The 18,235-nt window shown below is 50.7% G+C and carries 11 protein-coding genes and 1 riboswitch; of the genes, 2 read left to right on the plus strand and 9 right to left on the minus strand.

All coding sequences use genetic code 11. The features are described from left to right. Window positions 1-7: 7 nt before the first annotated feature. From MKX42_RS25300 to MKX42_RS25325, 6 genes are all read right to left on the minus strand, one after another. Window positions 8-3,334, minus strand: coding sequence for a fibronectin type III domain-containing protein (locus MKX42_RS25300; protein WP_340755532.1), 3,327 nt, complete (start codon window positions 3,332-3,334; stop codon window positions 8-10). A 25-nt stretch (window positions 3,335-3,359) separates the two neighbouring features. Continuing rightward, the gene (locus MKX42_RS25305) at window positions 3,360-6,836 is read right to left on the minus strand and encodes a fibronectin type III domain-containing protein (RefSeq protein ID WP_340755534.1); all 3,477 of its coding nucleotides are present in this window, start codon (window positions 6,834-6,836) and stop codon (window positions 3,360-3,362) included. Between the two features lie 699 nt (window positions 6,837-7,535). Beyond that, window positions 7,536-7,637: riboswitch (cyclic di-GMP riboswitch) on the minus strand. A gap of 84 nt (window positions 7,638-7,721) precedes the next feature. Next, on the minus strand, window positions 7,722-8,939 hold the full coding sequence (locus MKX42_RS25310; protein WP_340755536.1) for an MFS transporter: 1,218 nt from the start codon (window positions 8,937-8,939) through the stop codon (window positions 7,722-7,724). A gap of 83 nt (window positions 8,940-9,022) precedes the next feature. Continuing rightward, a complete protein-coding gene (locus MKX42_RS25315) occupies window positions 9,023-9,568 on the minus strand; it encodes a hypothetical protein (protein ID WP_340755537.1) in 546 nt (181 codons plus the stop codon). A gap of 130 nt (window positions 9,569-9,698) precedes the next feature. Beyond that, window positions 9,699-10,118 carry a DUF350 domain-containing protein gene (locus MKX42_RS25320; protein ID WP_340755540.1) on the minus strand — a complete coding sequence of 140 codons (420 nt, stop codon included), beginning with the start codon at window positions 10,116-10,118 and terminating at the stop codon, window positions 9,699-9,701. 32 nt (window positions 10,119-10,150) lie between these two features. Then, on the minus strand, window positions 10,151-12,517 hold the full coding sequence (locus MKX42_RS25325) for an endonuclease MutS2 (RefSeq protein ID WP_340755542.1): 2,367 nt from the start codon (window positions 12,515-12,517) through the stop codon (window positions 10,151-10,153). Between the two features lie 152 nt (window positions 12,518-12,669). On the opposite strand from MKX42_RS25325, the gene MKX42_RS25330 reads away from it, so the two are divergent. Continuing rightward, complete coding sequence (locus tag MKX42_RS25330; RefSeq protein WP_036696706.1) at window positions 12,670-13,017, plus strand: phage holin family protein; 348 nt, start codon at window positions 12,670-12,672, stop codon at window positions 13,015-13,017. Between the two features lie 44 nt (window positions 13,018-13,061). On the opposite strand, the gene MKX42_RS25335 is transcribed toward MKX42_RS25330, so the two are convergent. Continuing rightward, a complete protein-coding gene (locus MKX42_RS25335; RefSeq protein WP_340755544.1) occupies window positions 13,062-14,132 on the minus strand; it encodes a GGDEF domain-containing protein in 1,071 nt (356 codons plus the stop codon). A gap of 305 nt (window positions 14,133-14,437) precedes the next feature. Between MKX42_RS25335 and MKX42_RS25340 the strand changes: the two genes are divergently transcribed. Continuing rightward, window positions 14,438-14,824: a cupredoxin domain-containing protein gene (locus MKX42_RS25340; protein WP_340755546.1), complete on the plus strand. Its 387-nt coding sequence runs from the start codon at window positions 14,438-14,440 to the stop codon at window positions 14,822-14,824. Between the two features lie 652 nt (window positions 14,825-15,476). On the opposite strand, the gene MKX42_RS25345 is transcribed toward MKX42_RS25340, so the two are convergent. Together MKX42_RS25345 and MKX42_RS25350 are read right to left on the minus strand one after the other, a co-directional pair. Beyond that, a complete protein-coding gene (locus MKX42_RS25345) occupies window positions 15,477-16,670 on the minus strand; it encodes a sugar ABC transporter permease (RefSeq protein ID WP_340755548.1) in 1,194 nt (397 codons plus the stop codon). A gap of 2 nt (window positions 16,671-16,672) precedes the next feature. After that, window positions 16,673-18,184 carry a xylose ABC transporter ATP-binding protein gene (locus MKX42_RS25350; RefSeq protein WP_340755550.1) on the minus strand — a complete coding sequence of 504 codons (1,512 nt, stop codon included), beginning with the start codon at window positions 18,182-18,184 and terminating at the stop codon, window positions 16,673-16,675. Window positions 18,185-18,235 lie beyond the last annotated feature (51 nt).

The raw sequence follows: 18,235 nt of genomic DNA on the forward strand, positions 1-18,235 counted from the left end.
ATATCATTCAATCTACCGTAACTTTCACGTTGCTATCACCCGTTATTTTCGACTTGAAGGTGAGCGTAGCAATCTCTCCAGACCAAGAGGTTCCGGGTACAACATTCTGATCGACAGAATAAGTGATTTTCCCAGGGGTATATGAAGCAGTTAAATTAGAACCGGCAATCCTTCCGCTAGAAAGATCTCTGGCTGGAGTGAAATCATATAAGTCGATTAATTCAAGCTCATCCGGATTATAGGTCACCACAAATTCCAGTTCACTGAAATCCTGTACATTTTGAGCCAGCAGCGTCAGACTTGCTTCCTTATCCTTCTTGACTTTAAGCACGTATTCCGGACTGGTAGTACTCTTCTGTAGAGAAGGGCTCCAGGCAGTCACTCCTGATGTATTTTTTGCTCTTACCCGGTACGTATGAGCGGTTCCAGAAGTAAGTTCGCTATGTTGATAGGTTATATTGTTACCGACATCAATCGTCTTTCCATCTACTTCAAGCTGGTAGCCATTCGCCCCGTCCATCTTCTCCCAGCGCAATTCAATCGAGTTGTTTTGGGCAAATCCATCTATTTTGGAAGGGGAGTCAGGCAGGTTGGGAAGTGTAGAGAGGGCTAATACTGCCACCCAGTCTCCACGTTCATTTCCTTGCTTCACTCTAATTTTATAGAGATGGTATTCTTCTGCTTTCAGTCCGGTATGATTGTAAATCGTGTCCGCAGCGTTATCCAATAATTTGCCGTCTACTTCTATTTCATATCTTGCATTCGCGGCAACCGTATCCCAGGACAGGGTAATAGACTTATTCGTCACTACCGCTACCACATTAGTTAAAGATTCCGTATTCATTCCAACAGGCATGGTAGTCATGGCTATCGGTTTGGACCATTCACTTGTTCCGCTAATATTAGCGGCTCTGATTCTATAGGTATGTTTGGAATCTGCAGTGAGCTGGTCATGCACGAACAGATTCTCCTTCACAGTGGTTATAGTTCCGCCATCCACTTCAATGTCGTAAGTATCCGTATGAGGAACATTGTGCCAGGATGCTGTAATCTGCCCTTCATCCGCAGTGGTCATTATGTTCGTAGGTACATCCGGTATTTCCGGATGGGTGGTTACATCCAGAGGAGAACTCCACTTACTTTTGCCTCCTATGTTGACAGCGCGAATTCTGTAGGTATGACCGCTCAGAGCATCTAATCCTTCATGCGTATAGCTAGTCATCTGCTTGTTGTCGATAATTAGCCCGTCCACTTCAATCTCGTAGCCGCTGGCCCGCTCCATCTCCTCCCACTTCACAGTTACCGTATGAATATCCTGCACTGCAGATATCTTCGTAGGGGTCTCTGGCGGATTAGGCCAAGTCTGTTGTATAGCGGGGGTGCTCCATTCACTCACCCCTCCTGTGTTACCGGCTCTTACACGATACGTATGATCCGTTGAAGCTTCCAGATCTTTGTGCGTGAAGGAGTTAAGGGTGCCGTTATCCGTCACAACTCCATCGGCTTCCACTTCATACCGCGTAGCATGAGGAACCAAATCCCAGGTTAATGAAACGAACTTCTGCGATGGGACTGTCAATAGATTGAGTGGTGAAGCCGGTGGTTCAGGCAGGGTCATTTGAGTAAAAGCCTGGCTCCAGCTACTCGTACCTCCCGGATTGATAATTCTAACTCTATAGGTGTGCTGAGTATTAGGTAATAATCCATTGTGCGTATAGGAAGTAGAAGTTCCATTATTGATAATGGCTCCACCTGCCTCTACCTCATAACCTAAGGCACCCGCTGATGGAGGCCATGCAAGCTTAATCCATTGCTGTGAAGCTTCTGCAGTTATTCCGCCGGGTGCAGCGGCTAATGTAGTTCCGCTTGCCGGCCCTCCGAACCCTGTCTCTACCCCTTCGTTATTTCTTGCTTTTACCTGGAAGGAGTAAGAAGTATTTGCTGTTAAACCATTAATCACTACTGTCTTATTAGACGGGGTAAACCATACAGGCGAAGAACTGAGAGTGCCGGAAGGAGTAGCATATGCAGTACCCATTTGAATCAAATATTGGGTTGAAGCAGCATTCTGATCATGAAGCTGCATGATTAAGGATGTTTCACCATTTTGCTGAACAGATATTGCCGGTACTTGTGCTTTCGTATAAACATTCTGCTCATGGACCGCACTATTCCCCACTTTATCTCTGGCTTCAATCCTGGTATAAAATGCAGTATTTGGCATTAATCCTGTTGCAGTAAAGCTTGGCTGTGTAGTCCAGCCGCTCGACTGGCTTCCGACTGTGTAATGATATGGAACGTTATCCAATCCTGATATGGAATCTGCGGCTGTTCCCGATATCTGAACCTGTGAGTCGGAAGAAATAATATTGATATTTCCAATTACCGGAGGAGATTTATCTACAAAGATGGTTACCGAATTCTGGGTGGTGACTTTTCCGTCATTGGCTGTAAAGCGGATGGTATGGCTGCCTTCAGATAAAGCTGCTATGTTCAATGGACTAAAAGATACGTTTTGGGTTGTAGCTGTATTGGTTATCGTCTTACTTTCCCTTGCAGCTGCCTCTGAATCTATATAATATTTCAGCTCCAGCGCATCACCGTTCGAATCTGATACCCCTATTACAGGAATGAACAGGGAGCTTGGGCCAATTTGCTGACCGTTGGGTGTGGGTATGGTAATTGTAGGGGCTGCATTGGAGGTTAAATTTTGTGCTGGGAGATATTCAGATAGTGAGTTTCTCCATCCATTAGGGGGGTCATTCACTTCGTGTTGATTATCTCCTGCACTTACCAAAACACTCACCTCTGATGGAATTTCACCAGTCAGCTGCTCCTCCCAAGGATAGCTAGGATAGGCAACTAAATCACCTTCATTAGTTATGAATTTGTTATTTGACTCACCCGTAGTCAAGTTTTCTACGCGTTTATGCGTATAGGACCCTACTCTTGAACTGCTGCTCGAGTTACTCATATAAACAGCTATGTCCAGATATCTAGTACGTTGCATGTCACGAAACCAATAGGTTCTGGAACCTGAGGTCATAATGGCCGCCTTATCCAAAGCAATATCGTAACTCATTTTTCTTGAAGATAAATCAAAGCGTATGTTTTTGACCGTAATTCCCGGCATGTCCAATGTAATTTCGGCAATATCACCCATGGCAGGAACCCATTCAGCCGTTTTTATGAAACCATCGAAGTGAAGATCTGCAAAGCTGATAATATTAGACTCCCCTGCTGCTTTAACCTGTGATCCGCCTGGAAATAGAATTAATGTAACCATTACACAAACACATAAAATAGATATCCATCTGTTCAGCATATCCTTCATAGTTCCTCTCCTACCGCTATTAAATCTACTCTATGGTATAGGTTACTTTAGTAAATTGATTAGTCAGGGCAGTGAAGATAATAGTGTTCATCGCCGCCTTATTGCTCATTTGTACGCTGAAGACTATTTTCCCCGGTTCAAACTGGATTACATGGATTGGAGTTCCTGCAATACTGCCAGTCCCAAGTTCCATTTCCGGAGTCTCTGCACGCAGATCCATGACCTCAAGATCCTTGGCATTATAGGTGACTGTAACTCTGCGCTCGGATTTGTCACTTTTATAAGGGATGATCATTACAAAATTAAGCTGAGAGTCCTTTTCCGGCTTGATCGTTACTGCAGGAGTCGTTGTTTTCTTCAAAAGCTCGGACCAGTCGCTGGTGGCTCCTGCATTCTTAGCCCGGACACGATAAGCGTGCATTGTGTTGGGTTCAAGGCCACTGTGTGTGTATTCCAGCTGATTGGAATTCGAAATCACTTGTCCATCTACTTCCAAATCATAGCCGGATGCACCATTCACTGAATCCCAGACAAGCTGGACCGAATTCACAGTAACTTCGCCTCTAAGGTTCTTAGGTACCTCCGGTGCTGTAACCCCGGTGACAATCGTAGTCCATTCACTCCAATCACTGACGAGCTGAGTATTCTTGGCACGTATCCTGTAATTGTGCTTGGTGTTAGGCAACAAACCGGTATGCGTGAAAGCAATCTTGCTGCCATTGTCAATCATTGTGCCGTCCGCTTCAATTTCGTAGCCGGTAGCACCCTTAACGGAATCCCAGGATAATCGGATTTGATTGCTCTTGGTCTCCGTCTTTACATTTCCCGGAATCCCGAGCACGGTTGAAATCGTCAGCGGTTCGCTCCATTCTCCAAGGAAGCTTCCCTGCTTCGCTCTGACCCGATAATTATGCCAGGAATAGGGTTCCAATCCAGAATGCTTATAGGATAACGATTCTTCATTATTCAGAACCTCGCCATCTACCAGGAGATCATAGCCAGTTGCGCTCTCTACCTTGTCCCAAGTAAGTTCAATACTTGTATTCTTGGCTAATGCCTTGAGATTAGAGGGTTTGCCGAAGGTAGTGGTTGCAGATACGTATCCGCTCCACTCGGCTGCACCAGCCACATTTACAGCTCTTACCCTATATTTGTGCGTGGAGAAGGGCACTAGCTTCTTATGGATATAGATGTTATCCGTAACATTTCGAATCGTTGCCCCATCCAATTCAATATCGTAACTTAGCGCACCTGCAACTATATCCCAAGTTATTGTAATTTCGTTGCTCTTCGCTGAAGTCTGAATATTAGCAGGAACGCCCGCATGAGTGGAGTAAACAATGGTTTTCGTCCAGCTTCCGACTCTCTCTTCATTCTTCGCCCGCACTCTGTAGGTATGCTCTGAATTCAATGCTAGCTGTGAATGAGTGAATTCAAGCTTCAATTCATTATCCAGCACATCACCATCTACCTCGATGTCATACCCTGTGGCCCCGGCAACTGGGTCCCAAGCTACATGCACAGAGCTTCCTTCCACTTGTGCTGTAAGATTCTGCGGAACCCCAGGCAGAGTATGCACTGTGATGGTATCGCTCCATTCACTGATTCCATCATCGTTCTTAGCTCGTACACGATAGCTATGCTTGCTGTTAGATTGGAGACTTCCATGTATAAACGAATTATCGGTAATGTTATTACTAACAACTCCATCTATTTCCAAATCATAGGAAATGGCTCCTGATACAGCATCCCAGTGCAGATGAATGGACTGATCATCAGCAATCCCCTGCAGCTTGGAAGGGACTCCCACCAGAGTAGTCTTCGTAACGACTTCGCTCCACACTCCCGCTCCGCTGCTGTTCACGGCTCGGATACGGAATACTTTTGGCATGTTCGGATTCAGATCAGTCTCCTGATAAGTTAGCACGGCTCCTATATTCTTCGTGCTGTTATTAACCTCTATTTCATAACTAGTGGCTCCAATCACCGGCTCCCATTCCAGAGTAATGGTATGGCTTGTTGCATTCATTTGAATATTCAGCGGTGCAGCCGGCAAGGTCCAATAAGATGAAGGGATTGACCACTCCCCTTTGATGTCACCGCTGATTGCCCGGATACGGTAGAAATGCTCAGTTCCCGGACTAAGCCCCCCCTTGAGAAAATCAGGTTCACTGCCGAGGACGGTAACCTCCTTATCAAATTCCACCTCATATCCGTCTGCATTAAACAAAGAAGGCCAACTGAGGGTAATCGTTGTATCTGTTGCACTCGCATTTACTGCAGGTTTAGAAAAAGGTCTTAAAGATACAGAGGGCACCACTTCACGAATCTGCTGCCCGCTCTCCCAGAATAAGCTGGCCTGAGGATTCCCCATATCATTAGCGTATTCCATCTTCAGGTCATATTTTTTACCGGCTTCAAGCTGGATGGTGCCTTGCTCCACATGCTGCTTCGTTGTCCAGGCATCTACCAGGAGCTGATCATTCACCCAGAGTCTGACTCCACCTGACGTTCTGGCGGAAAAGGTATATTGATCTGTATAGTTAGGTTGAATTTTCCCTGTCCATCTTACTGAAAAATGCTGGTCTGCTATTCCCGGCACACCCAGAACAGGTTGGCCAGCCAAAGAAATAGATTCATCCACCTTCACGGCCTTCTTGCCCGTAAAATCATTGCCGCTGTAATACTCAGCCTTAAGGCCTGACAGAACATACTTCAATAATGTACGTCCTGCTTGCTCATTCCCCGTGTGAATTACAGGTCTTTGATTCGAGATGACATTACCGCCAACTGCAAATAATCCGCCTGTATTGATGTTCAGATGATTATTCACACTGACATTGTCCCGGACGAACAAATCACCCTTGGTTACATTCAGCTCTGCTTTTGAATTATTGGACACCACTTCTCCAATAGACATTTCTTCGTCTACATTCATAGTTACCATAGTATTGATATTCATATTGCCTTGTACTACTATCCGTTTTGCGGATAGATCGAGAGAGCCATTGTTATAAACCAAAGAACCTGCAAACAATTCATTATCTACATGAACCTTGGAATTATTATTCAAATGCACAGTCCCCTGTACCCATAGGTTACCAAGATTCTCATCTGGTGCAGGGTTGATAACATTAACATCCAACGCTGTATTTGCATTTAATCCTCCACGGAGGATTAACGACCCGTACACCGTTACATTCAGATTCCGGTTCGTATTCATACCGTCGACGATTAAAATGACAGGCTGTTCTGCGCTTCCGAACGTCACGCTTGATTCTAAATTCAATTGTCCGACTGCAATAATGGCAGGCTTCTTGCCGCTGGAGCGGATAGAGCTTTGTATAGCTTCTATATCCGAATTTCCTATTGCCACCGCATGTTGGTTAATCTGCTGTATTTGTTGTTCAATAGATTCTATTTGTCCGCGGATATGGCGGGAGATTTCTACCTGCAGGCCGTTCACCCTGATAAAAGGCGGAGCGTTGTGTATGTTGGTCATGCTTCCCGATAGAAGAACTTTGTCACCAGCAACCTTATTGGGTTCAAAGGGCAGGCGTATTTGAGGCGGGATCAAGGCGGGAGTGTATGTATTAACCAATGAAAGTTCTATGCTATTGAGAGCAGTCTCAATGCCAGTAGCATTGATTTGACTTATAGTCAGTCTTCCATCTTCGACAGCAACCTTCTTCTTAACCGTTCTATGCTGCCCTGCTTCAAGAGTGAGTCCCTCCATCACTTTGATATTCTCAACTGAAAGCGAGTTGTTGCTGCTATATACAGAGTCACCTACGGTTACTGAGACTTCATAAGTACCATTGTCTAGTGCAATTTCCCATTTTCCATCCGGATGGATTCGTGTCAGGCTGCTTATGCCGGAGTCATCGTATGTATCTCTTGAGACTGTTGCATCGGTATGATCCATATTCCAGCCGTAGGAGTATTGGTTTTTGACGCTAAAAACGGCTCCAGAATCTGCAAGCTCTCCGTCCTGTACAGGAGCATCTTCGGGCTGAAACCGGATCCTGAGAATACTGTCCTGTGCGGAAATCTTCATCCCTGAGAATTCTACAAAAGGTGCAAGAAGTTGAGCCAGAATGATAAAACACAGTACCTTACATATAAAGCTTTTCCTATTTTTCATAAAAGACCTCCGCTCAATTACAATTCCTTTAAAAAAGGACGCAAAAAAACCACCGGAAAGAGCGGCCCGGCTGCCATTCACAGAGGGGTGTCCCCCTCCCTGTGATAAGGCCCGTGGCTTTGCGTCCCTGACTTTCGTACAGGTTTGCCTTTTTAGTTCTAATGGTTAATTCAAGAAAAATCATGTGTAATTCACTTCAATTACAATCTGTACTTACCTTGGCAATAATACCCTATATTTGAATCATATAATATTGTTATTTTTGTGAACATTTGAACTAAGCAATCCCCTCACCACCACCCAGCTCCCCAGCGGTGCGGCACCCAGCAGCAGCATGAGCAAAGTAAGCGTCTGCGGAGACTGGTCCAGTGACAGCACGGCGATGAAGATCAGCAGGCCGAGGAGGCGGCCGCTCATCAGGCTAAGCTCCCTGAGCACTACCAGCTCCACGCGTTTGCCGGCGCTCTCCTCGGACACTCCCATAAGGTCGAAGCTGGTGGATAGCATCGGCAGCATGTAGAGCGGCAGGCAGAGAGAGGTCCCTATCCCCATGATGAGGAGGGTCGTAAAGTTCACCTTCCACAGCAGCGGAAGAAGGAAGGCGATGAGCAGCAGACTGCCTGCCAGCATACCGCCGAGGCGGGCACGGGGCTTGAACCATCTGCCGGCCGCATAATAGCTGATCAGGGAGACGGCCGAGGTCAGCAGGGCGAACTGTCCCAGTTTGCTCTCCTCCTGTGCTGCAATGTAGACGAGCAGACCGATCAGGAAGGAGAATACGCCTTCCCGGATGCCCTGGAACACGAGCGCAGCCGCAACTGGCCGCCAAGGACTGCCGGAGCGGGTAAGCTCGCGCCAGGGCTCCAGCCAGAGATAGGCTTCTCCGCGCGGCCGTTTGCGCAGGCCGAAGCTGAGCACAGCAGCCGCCCCATAGATACATAGCGACAGTATGAATACCATGCGGTAGCCTTGTCCGCCTTGCCAGCGGGAGATCATCCAGCCGGACACCCAGGGTCCGGCAATTCCCGTCAGGGAACCCAGCAAGCCCATCCACCCGTTATAGAAATCGCGGTTCCTTACGTCCGTAATCTCGAAGAAAACAATATTGAACGCCAGCCAGTACAGCCCGATGGATAGCCCGAGGACCCCGCCCAGCGGCCAAATGTAATGAATCGCGTCGCCCTGCAGCCACAGCACCAGCAAATAAAAAAAGCCCGATACGGCAATTCCCAGCCGTAGGGCATTCATTTTGTTATGTTCTTTCACCCACTTGCCGCCCAGCCAAAAGCTGAGACCCACGGCAAGCTGCTGGGCCACGGTAAACCAGCCGATCATGGCGAAGTTCTGCCGGCTTTTCCACAGATACACGTTAAGGAACGTCCCTGCAAGCACTGTAGCCAGCAGGTATAGCCCGCCTACAGCCAGCAGCAGCACCGCCTGTCCCCGTTCTGAACCTCTCATGCCAACCCTCCCTGCTCGTCCTAATAAGACACTTCATCTATCAATAACATGTCCAGATGGCAGGGAAAGCATGAATCCGATCTTTATTCGGCTGCGGTGCTGAGATTGCGGACAAGCTGGATGCGGTCTTCCTGCGCCAGACTATGCTGGACATGGAAGCAGGAAGGACAGACGTACAGATTCAGCGCGAAGGGAGGCTTCAACACCGCTGCGCCGCCTAGCGCTTCCGGCGTTGCCGGAGTGAACCCGTCCACCTGCTGTGTACCGGAGTGAAGCATCAGCTCATGGCATTGCGGACATTCCGGCGCTTCCAGCTGGGCAGCCAGCAAGCCTGAGACCTTGTCCTCATAACGCTTCAGATCATAGTCATCGCCGAACTGGCTCAGCGTACCCCATACAGGCACTACGCTATCCTTATCGTCGTCATCCCACAGATTATCGTCGCTAATCTCTTCCTCTCCGGAAGCTTCCTGCATATCCGGCTCTTCATCCTCTATATCCTCTGCACCTATCGTCACTGTGCGGTAGCCGCTAAGCTCGTTATTGCAATGAGGACAGGTATCCTCGGGGCCAAACTCCTCATCCCATACAATCTCGGTATGGCACCATGGGCAAACTGTTGTCTCCATCTGTATAATCTCCTTCGCTTTCTCACATTCGGTTCAATTCACCGTTAAATATATAATGCCGGCCGCTATAAAAGCCAGGGCTGAAAAAAACAGAATCCGAATCAGCAGCTTCATCTCCCTGCCCCCCAATTCAGAATATGGCTGCGCCGATAACATAGGACAAGGATATGGAGAGCAGCATGGCTGTCAGTCCTACGGCCCGGTTATCCGCAGCAATCTCTTCATCAATTGAAAAGACCGGAGTAAAAAACTCGAACAGGAAGTAAGCCAGCAGCAGCAGCAAAAAGCCTACAAGTGACCATTTCATCGTCTCATAGATGGATGCCCCCGCTTCAATGCTGAAGCGCAGAATATTGCAGATTCCGAAGATTTTGCCTCCGGTTGCCATGGCTACGGCCACATTCCCCTTACGGATTTCTTCCCAGCAGTTGTATTTCGTCACCATTTCGAAGAAGGACAGGAATACGACCAGCCCCAATATGGCGACAGTGAAGTAGCCTAGCAGCGCCCCCAGCGGATGTTCCAGCAAAAGATCAATATTATCCTGCACACTTTCCCCTCTTCCCTGCCGGACTATGGGCGCTACTCCAGTTCAGCTACCGTCACACCCGCGCCGCCTTCATTGTAGTTCCCGAGCCGATAGCTTTTGACATGCTTGTGCTTGCGGAGGTATTCCTGTATTCCTGTCCGCAGCACCCCCGTCCCCTTGCCGTGGATAATGGAGATCTGCCCGAGATTGCCGAGAAAAGCTTCGTCGATAAAGCGGTCGGTCTCCATAATGGCTTCCTCCAGGTTCGCACCGCGCAAATCAAGCTCACTACGGATATTCTCATCGCGTGTACGCTTGACCGTTGTGGCCCTGCGCAGAGCCGGCGGAGGAGCATCCGGTGCGGAAGCCAGGAATTCGAGATCACTCAGATTGACCTTCATCTTCATGATGCCGAACTGTACAACAGCTTCCTTGGTTCCGCTCAGCTCAACCACAAGGCCCTTCTGATTCACATTCGCTACCTTAACTTCATCCCCTGGCTGAATCTTGCGCGGCGCCTTGACCGTGCTGCGCGGCACAGCCTTCTTGCGTGGTGCAGGCTCTGCTTCATCCAGCCGGCGGCGCGCTTCGATCAGCTTATGCTCCTTGACGGATGCACCTTCCTCCAGTGCCAGGCGGCGGAGGTCACTGATAATCTCCTCGGCTTCCTTGCGTGCCTTGGCCAGAAGTTCGCTGGCATCCTTCTCTGCCTTCTCAAGGCGTTTGTCGCGTGAGCCCTCCAGCTTCTCCAGCTCCTGCTGCTGCCGCTTACGGAACTCCTCCGCTTCACGGCGAATCTCTTCCGCCCGTATGCGTTCGTTCTCTGCGGTAAGGCGGTTCTCCTCAAGCGATGCAATCATATGCTCAACACGCATATCTTCTTCCTTCACTTCACCGCGCGCATGCTCAAGAATTGCACCCGGCATCCCGAGGCGTTCTGCAATGGCGAATGCATTGCTTCGTCCAGGTACACCAACCAGCAGCCGGTATGTAGGACTCAGGCTCTGCACATCGAATTCCATGCTGGCATTAATAACGCCTGCCCGTTCATAAGCGTATGCCTTGAGTTCACTGTAATGTGTAGTGGCAACCATCCGGGATTCCGTCCGGTGAATATTCTCCAGAATCGCTATCGCCAGTGCGGAGCCTTCGGCCGGATCTGTTCCTGCACCGACCTCATCGAGCAGAATCAGACTCTTTGGTGTCATCCGCTTCAGAATGGATATAATATTCGTCATATGGCTGGAGAAGGTACTGAGGCTCTGCTCAATGCTCTGCTCATCGCCGATGTCGGCGTAGATCGCATCGAAGACACACAGCTGGCTGCCTTCCTCGGCCGGAATGAAGAGGCCCGACATCGCCATCAGGCTGAGCAGGCCGATCGTCTTCAGGGTCACGGTCTTCCCGCCCGTATTCGGTCCGGTCACGATGATGGAGCGGTAATCATTGCCCAGCTCCACATCCAGCGGCACAACCTGCTCAGCCGGAATGAGCGGATGGCGGCCCTTGCGCAGGCGCAGGTATCCGCGGTCATTCATCCGCGGCTGGGTAGCCTTCAGGTCGCGTGCCAGACGCGCCTTGGCGAAGATAAAGTCCAGCTCGCCGAGAATGTCGATATCATAAGCCATCTCCTCGGCAATATCGCCGACCAGCGCCGTCAGCCGGTGCAGGATGATCTCGATCTCACGCTCTTCGCGCAGCCGCGTCTCCCGCAGCTTGTTGTTCATCGCCACAATGGATTCCGGCTCGATGAATAGCGTTGCCCCTGAGCCCGACTGGTCATGCACAATACCGCCAAAGTGGGCGCGGTACTCCGCCTTGACCGGAATGACGAACCGGTCACCACGGATCGTCACAAGCTGATCCTGGAGCATCTTCGAGACCGAAGACGAGCGGATCATCGAATCCAGCTTCTCACGGATACGTGTCTCTCCCCCGCGCAGCTCGCGGCGGAGGGAGGCAAGCTCCGTGCTCGCCGAATCCATTACATCGGCATTCTCGTCAATACACATGCGGATGGCATCCTCCACATGCTTTTGCTCCGACAGCAGATCACTCTGTGCGAAGAGGGTAGGAATGCTCTCATCATCATGCATGGCATGGATGAACCGCTTCACCCTGCGGGCCCCGCCAATCGTGTTGCCTACCGCAAGCAGCTCTGCTGTACCCAGCATTCCGCCAATTGATGCACGCTTCAGCGCAGGACGGATATCGGTTACGCCGCCGAATGAAGGAATTCCCTTCAACCGGTCAACATTTACCGCCTCATCCGTAGCCTGCAGGAGCTTCTTCACCCCTTCGAAATCACCGGAAGGCTTCAGGAGCTCGGCGGTCAGCCGTCCCATCGGCGTCTGCGTATACTGCATCAATTTATTTAAAATCTTGCGATATTCAAGCGTATGCAAAATTTTGTCGTCCAATTACTGTCACAGCTCCCTTCATAGATGGAACCATTATACCTAATTTAGCCCATTTTCGCTATTTGGGTATGATTTCTGGGCATAGAAATCCGGCTTCGGGCCACAATAACAACGCACATATCCTTAAGCGAACGCCAAAGGAGGTTAGTTCATTGAGATTTTTAGCTCATGTAGTACGGTTTGTGGTCGCAGCAATCGTGCTGATGGTGGTCGGCTGGATTGTTCCGCAGTTCACGGTCGGGGGCTTCTGGAGCGCATTCATGCTTGCTCTGGTGATCGCGCTGCTCGGCTGGGTCGTTGAAGGCATTTTCGGCAAAAAAACAACGCCCTTCGGCCGCGGTATCGTCGGCTTCCTGGTCAGCGCCCTGGTTATCTGGATTGCCCAGTTTGTCGTCAGCGGAGTCAGCGTCTCGGTGCTTGGTGCCTTGCTTGCCGCACTGGTCATCGGGATCATCGACCTTTTCCTGCCCGTATCCACTCCGTTCGAAGCAGGCAAATAAATTACGCCAGGCCCGTGCAGACAATGAAACCCCCAGCTCCCGGTTTATATCGGAACTTGGGGGTTTTCTGTAAATTTATGTTCTTCACCGGAAGTGACCGCAGAAGTCACCACAGCATTCTTCCCGCCCCGCTTGGCCGTATACAGCGAATCGTCCGTCTTGCGGAACAGCAACTCCTTGCCGTCTCCAAGCTGGTAGTGACACAGACCGATACTGACAGTAATGGGCTTGTTCCCGGCATACGGATGGCACATGGAAGCAATGCTGATACGCATTTGCTCGACGGCAGCATAGGCTTCCTGCAAGCTTTTATCCGTAAAAATCACTGCGAATTCTTCCCCGCCATACCTTGCCGCGAAGTCATTTAACCCGATCAGGCTGCTCATCTTGGCGGCCACCTCTTTGAGCACAAGATCGCCAACCCAGTGTCCGTATCTGTCATTGACCTGCTTGAAATTATCGATGTCAATCAACGCAAGCTGCAGCCTCAGTCCGTTGCTCTCACACTGCTCCAGCAGCGAATCCAGATATTCATGGAACGTCTTGTGGTTATACAGGCCGGTTAACGCATCTATCTTCAGCAGCTTGTCCGAGATCGCCCGCTCCACCATCAGTTCCTGCTCCGACTTGGTGAGCTGCTCCAGATATTCGCGCGTCTCCCGGCCACGGAGGATCACCGCCTGCGCCGTCAGGGCAAAAACAACATACACACATTCCACCAGCACGAACTCCAGCAGCGGCTTGCCAAGCAGCGGCCGTTCAAGCCCAAAGTAGACCCCTCCGTAGAAAGCGATACTGAATGCTCCAAGCGAGTACAGCAGCCGCTGGTCGAAATAGATGAGGGATAGCATAATGGGCATCATGAGTGCCATCTGGGCACCGTCTACATAAGGCTCCAGCACAAAATACATCAGATAAGAAACCATGAAGCTGCAGACCACAACCGCCTGCTTATGATAACGGAGCGAGCGGCGCAGCCAGACCTCGGCAGAAGCCATAGTCAGGATAATCATCATATTGCAGACTATGAATAGATGCCCGTTGCCGGGACTGAATATCGTCTGCATCTCATCAGAACGGGAGTATAGCATATACAGGAACTGGGCGAGCAACAAACAGAGTACAAGGATCCAGTAGCCGTACAGTATTCTCCGGTGCCATCTCTCAGCACTTTGCAACGCGTAATCTATAATGATCTGACTCCCCTGCTTCTAGCCGAATAATATGAAGCTTTAATTATATTAGGCTTAATTATAATTAATTTTAAACACTTTTGCATCATATTTTTGCGCAAAATTCGACAAAGTTCGCAGCGGCAGAGACGGCGGCGGTTGGAGTTTTTTTCATAGATTGATCAAGACAACTTGATCAATTTAGGCTATGCTAAGGTTAACTGCCCAAGTAGATGAGGAGGATGAATATGATCAGGAAATCGGCTATTCTGTGTTCTATTATATTTGCGCTTCTGCTAACGGCCTGCGGAGGGAACAGCAGCAATTCTGATAGCGCTAACAATGCAGCTGCCGGGAGCAATCTGACGGCGGAGGAAGAACTAGTCATTACGGCGACCAATTATAGCTTTGACCAGCCGGAATACCATTTGAAGAAGGGCGTCCCTGTCAAAATCATCTTCGAAAATGAGAGCGGCAATCACGGCATACTGATCCCGGAGATGAAGCTGAGGCTGGACGCCAAGAATTCCTCTGAGGTGGTCCTTCCCGAGAAGGCGGGAACCTACGAGATGACCTGTGCCATCATGTGCGGCTCCGGCCACAGTGGAATGACCGCCAAGATTATTGTGGAGTAGCGGGATAATTAACCGATTGGAATAACCCCGCTGCCGGCGGGCTCTGAAGGATTTATCCCTTTCATTTGATCCGTCCACCCGCATTCGGCGGATTCAGAGGGATTTATCCCTTTCATTTGATCCGTCCACCCGCATTCGGCGGATTCAGAGGGATTTATCCCTTTCATTTGATCCGTCCGACCACTTTCGGCGAATTCAGAGGGATTTATCCCTTTCATTTCCTTCATTCGCTTCATTCGCTCAGTTGGTCAACTTTCCAGTGACTCAGGGGCAATTGTGCAGCACTAGTGCACCTCATTGGCTCGTTTGACCCTCATCTGAGGAATTCAGGTGCACTAGTGCACCTCATTGGGTTCGCTTGGCCTGCACGCGGCTCTTTCACCTACGCACTGGCATATTATATTAGTTTTTTTGCATACATCCGGCCCACTCACCTCCGCACTGGCACATTGTGTTCAGTTTTTCGTATACATCTGGCCCACTCACCCTCGCACGTGCACATTATATTCGGTTTTCCGCATACATCCGGCTCACTCACCTAGCACGTGTACATTGTGTTCGGTTTTCCGTCAGTCACATACTATAGTTTTCTACTACAACAAATAAACCGGCCAGGACATCGTCCCTGCCGGCTTATTCATGTTAATTGCTCTTACTTCACACCCTTGCTGCGGCCTGAAATGTCCAGCCAGACGGCGATGACCAGGATCGAGCCTTTGACCACATACTGCCAGAACGACTCCAGTCCCATCAGCGACATGCCGTTATCCAGCGAGGTCATGACCAGCGCTCCGATGAGAGCGCCGATGACCGTTCCGGCTCCGCCCATCAGCGAGGTGCCGCCGATAACACAAGCGGCAATGGCATCCATCTCGGCCATATTGCCTGCGGTGATGGTCGCCGAGGCCAGGCGGGAGGTCAGCACGATGGCGGCGATGGAGCCGAGCAGGCCGCTGAGGATGAAGACCAGCATCGTCTTGCGTTTGATATTGATGCCAGAGAGCCGTGCAGCCTCAATATTGCCGCCGATGGCGTAGATGTGGCGGCCGAAGGTCGTCTTGGTGGACAGGAAGTAGAAGATGGCCGCCAGTACAATGACAAAGATGATCGGGAACGGAATTCCTTTGTAATTATTCATCAAGGCCACGAAGACTACCACTAGCAGGGACAGTCCTGTTACCTTCGCGATGTCCATGCCAAGCGGGGCGACGGTGAACCCGTATTTCTTGCGGGAGCGCCGCTTCGTGAACGCGCTATACAGCAGCAGGGCCACTGCGAGCATGCCGAGAATGATTCCGAAGCCTGAGGCAAAATAAGCATTGCCGAGCAGCGCCAGCACCGGATCCGATACCGGGATGGTCATCGATTCCGTCACGCCCATCAGCACCCCGCGGAACACCATCATCCCGCCGAGGGTGACGATGAAGGCGGGAATCATTTTATAAGCGACCAGCCAGCCCTGAACCAGACCCAGTACCGCACCTGCGGCCACGGTACCGAGAATGACCACAATAGCGGGCAGCTCCAGCCAGTTGCTGAGAATCGCCGCCATCCCGCCGGTCAAACCGACGATGGAGCCGACGGACAGGTCAATATGGCCCGCCACGATAACCAGCACCATGCCAATGGCCAGTATAGAGGTCACCGACATCTGCGTGAACAGATTGGACAGGTTCCGCGAGGTCAGGAAAGTCGGATTCAGCGCGCCGAACAGGACCCAGATCAGAATTAATGCGCCAATCATCGTATAAGCACGCATATCCATTTTGCCGAACAGGGTACGCAAGCGCGATCCTCCGGCGGCCGGAACCGTTTCAGGTTCCTTAAGCTCTTTTTGCAGCTGCATCTCTATCTGCCTCCTGTGGCGGCCAGCATAATATTCTCCTGCGTTGCCTCGCGCCAGTCATATTCCCGTACCAGTTGTCCTTCGCACATCACCAGAATCCGGTCGCTCATCCCCAGCACCTCTGGAAGCTCGGAGGAGATCATAATAATAGCAACTCCCTGTTCTACCAGCTTGTTCATCAGGTTATAGATTTCGTACTTCGCCCCTACATCGATGCCCCGGGTGGGTTCGTCCATAATCAGAATCTTGGGGTCACTCATCAGCCATTTGCCGATAACCACCTTCTGCTGGTTGCCCCCGGAGAGTGTGCCGACGAGTGTCTCCAGCGAAGCTGTTTTCGTCTTCAGATCCTTCACATACTGCTCAGACCACTTGATCTCCTCATTCTCATTGAGCACTCCAAGCCTTGAGACCTTGCCGAGTGTGGCCAGAGTGGTATTGCGCTTGACATCCATCCCCATGACCAGCCCCTGGCGCTTGCGGTCTTCCGTGACCAGAGCAATCCCGGCCTTAATCGCCTCGGCAATGGAACGGATCTTGACCGCCTTGCCTTCGATCAGCACCGTGCCTTCGCTTCTTCCGCCATACGCGCCGAACAGGCTGCTGACCAGTTCTGTCCGTCCGGCCCCCATCAGTCCGGCAATGCCCAGAATCTCACCTTGACGGAGCGTGAACCCAATATCCCGGAGCACCTTCTGCTGACGCTTCTCCGGGTGCCAGACATTATAGTCTGCGACCTCAAGCACCTTGTCCCCGGGTGAATGCGGGACGCGCGGATAGCGCTCCGTCAGCTCACGGCCGACCATCAGCGATACCACCTGATCGTCGTTCGTCTCCTGGCGGTCCAGGGTTGCCACCGTCCGCCCGTCGCGCAGCACGGTAATTGAATCGGCCAGCGCGAACACCTCTGGCATTTTGTGCGAAATATAGACACAGGTAACCCCTTCGCGCCGCAGCTGGTTCAGAATGCCCATCAGGATGGACACTTCGCTCTCGGTCAGCGCCGCTGTTGGTTCATCCAATATGAGAATCCGGGTATGCTTGGAGAGCGCCTTGGCAATCTCCACAAGCTGCTGCTGGCCGATACCCAGATTACCAATCTTCGTATCAGGCGACAGGTTCAGTCCGACCTTCTTCAACCACTGCGAAGCCTGATGGTACAGCTCATTCCACTGGATCGCCCCGCGCTTCACCGGCTCTGCCCCCAGGAAAATATTCTCGCCGACCGTCATCTCCTTCACGAGTGCCAGCTCCTGATGGATAATCGCAATACCGGCCTGCTCGGCATCGGTAATTTGGTGGAATGCCTTCTTCTCCCCGCCGATGCGGATTTCGCCTTCATATGTCCCTGCAGGATACAGTCCGCTCAGCACCTTCATCAGCGTGGATTTGCCTGCACCGTTCTCCCCGCATAAGGCGTGAATCTCCCCTTGCTTCACCTTGAAGTTCACATGGTCCAGCGCCTTCACGCCGGGGAAGCTCTTGCTGATCTCTACCATTTCAAGTACATCCATGCCTGCCGTTCCTCCTTCCCGCCCTCAAGCAGCAAGCAGATGCGGGTTCGC

The organism is Paenibacillus sp. FSL R7-0204 (assembly GCF_038002225.1).
Lineage (GTDB): Bacteria > Bacillota > Bacilli > Paenibacillales > Paenibacillaceae > Paenibacillus_AQ.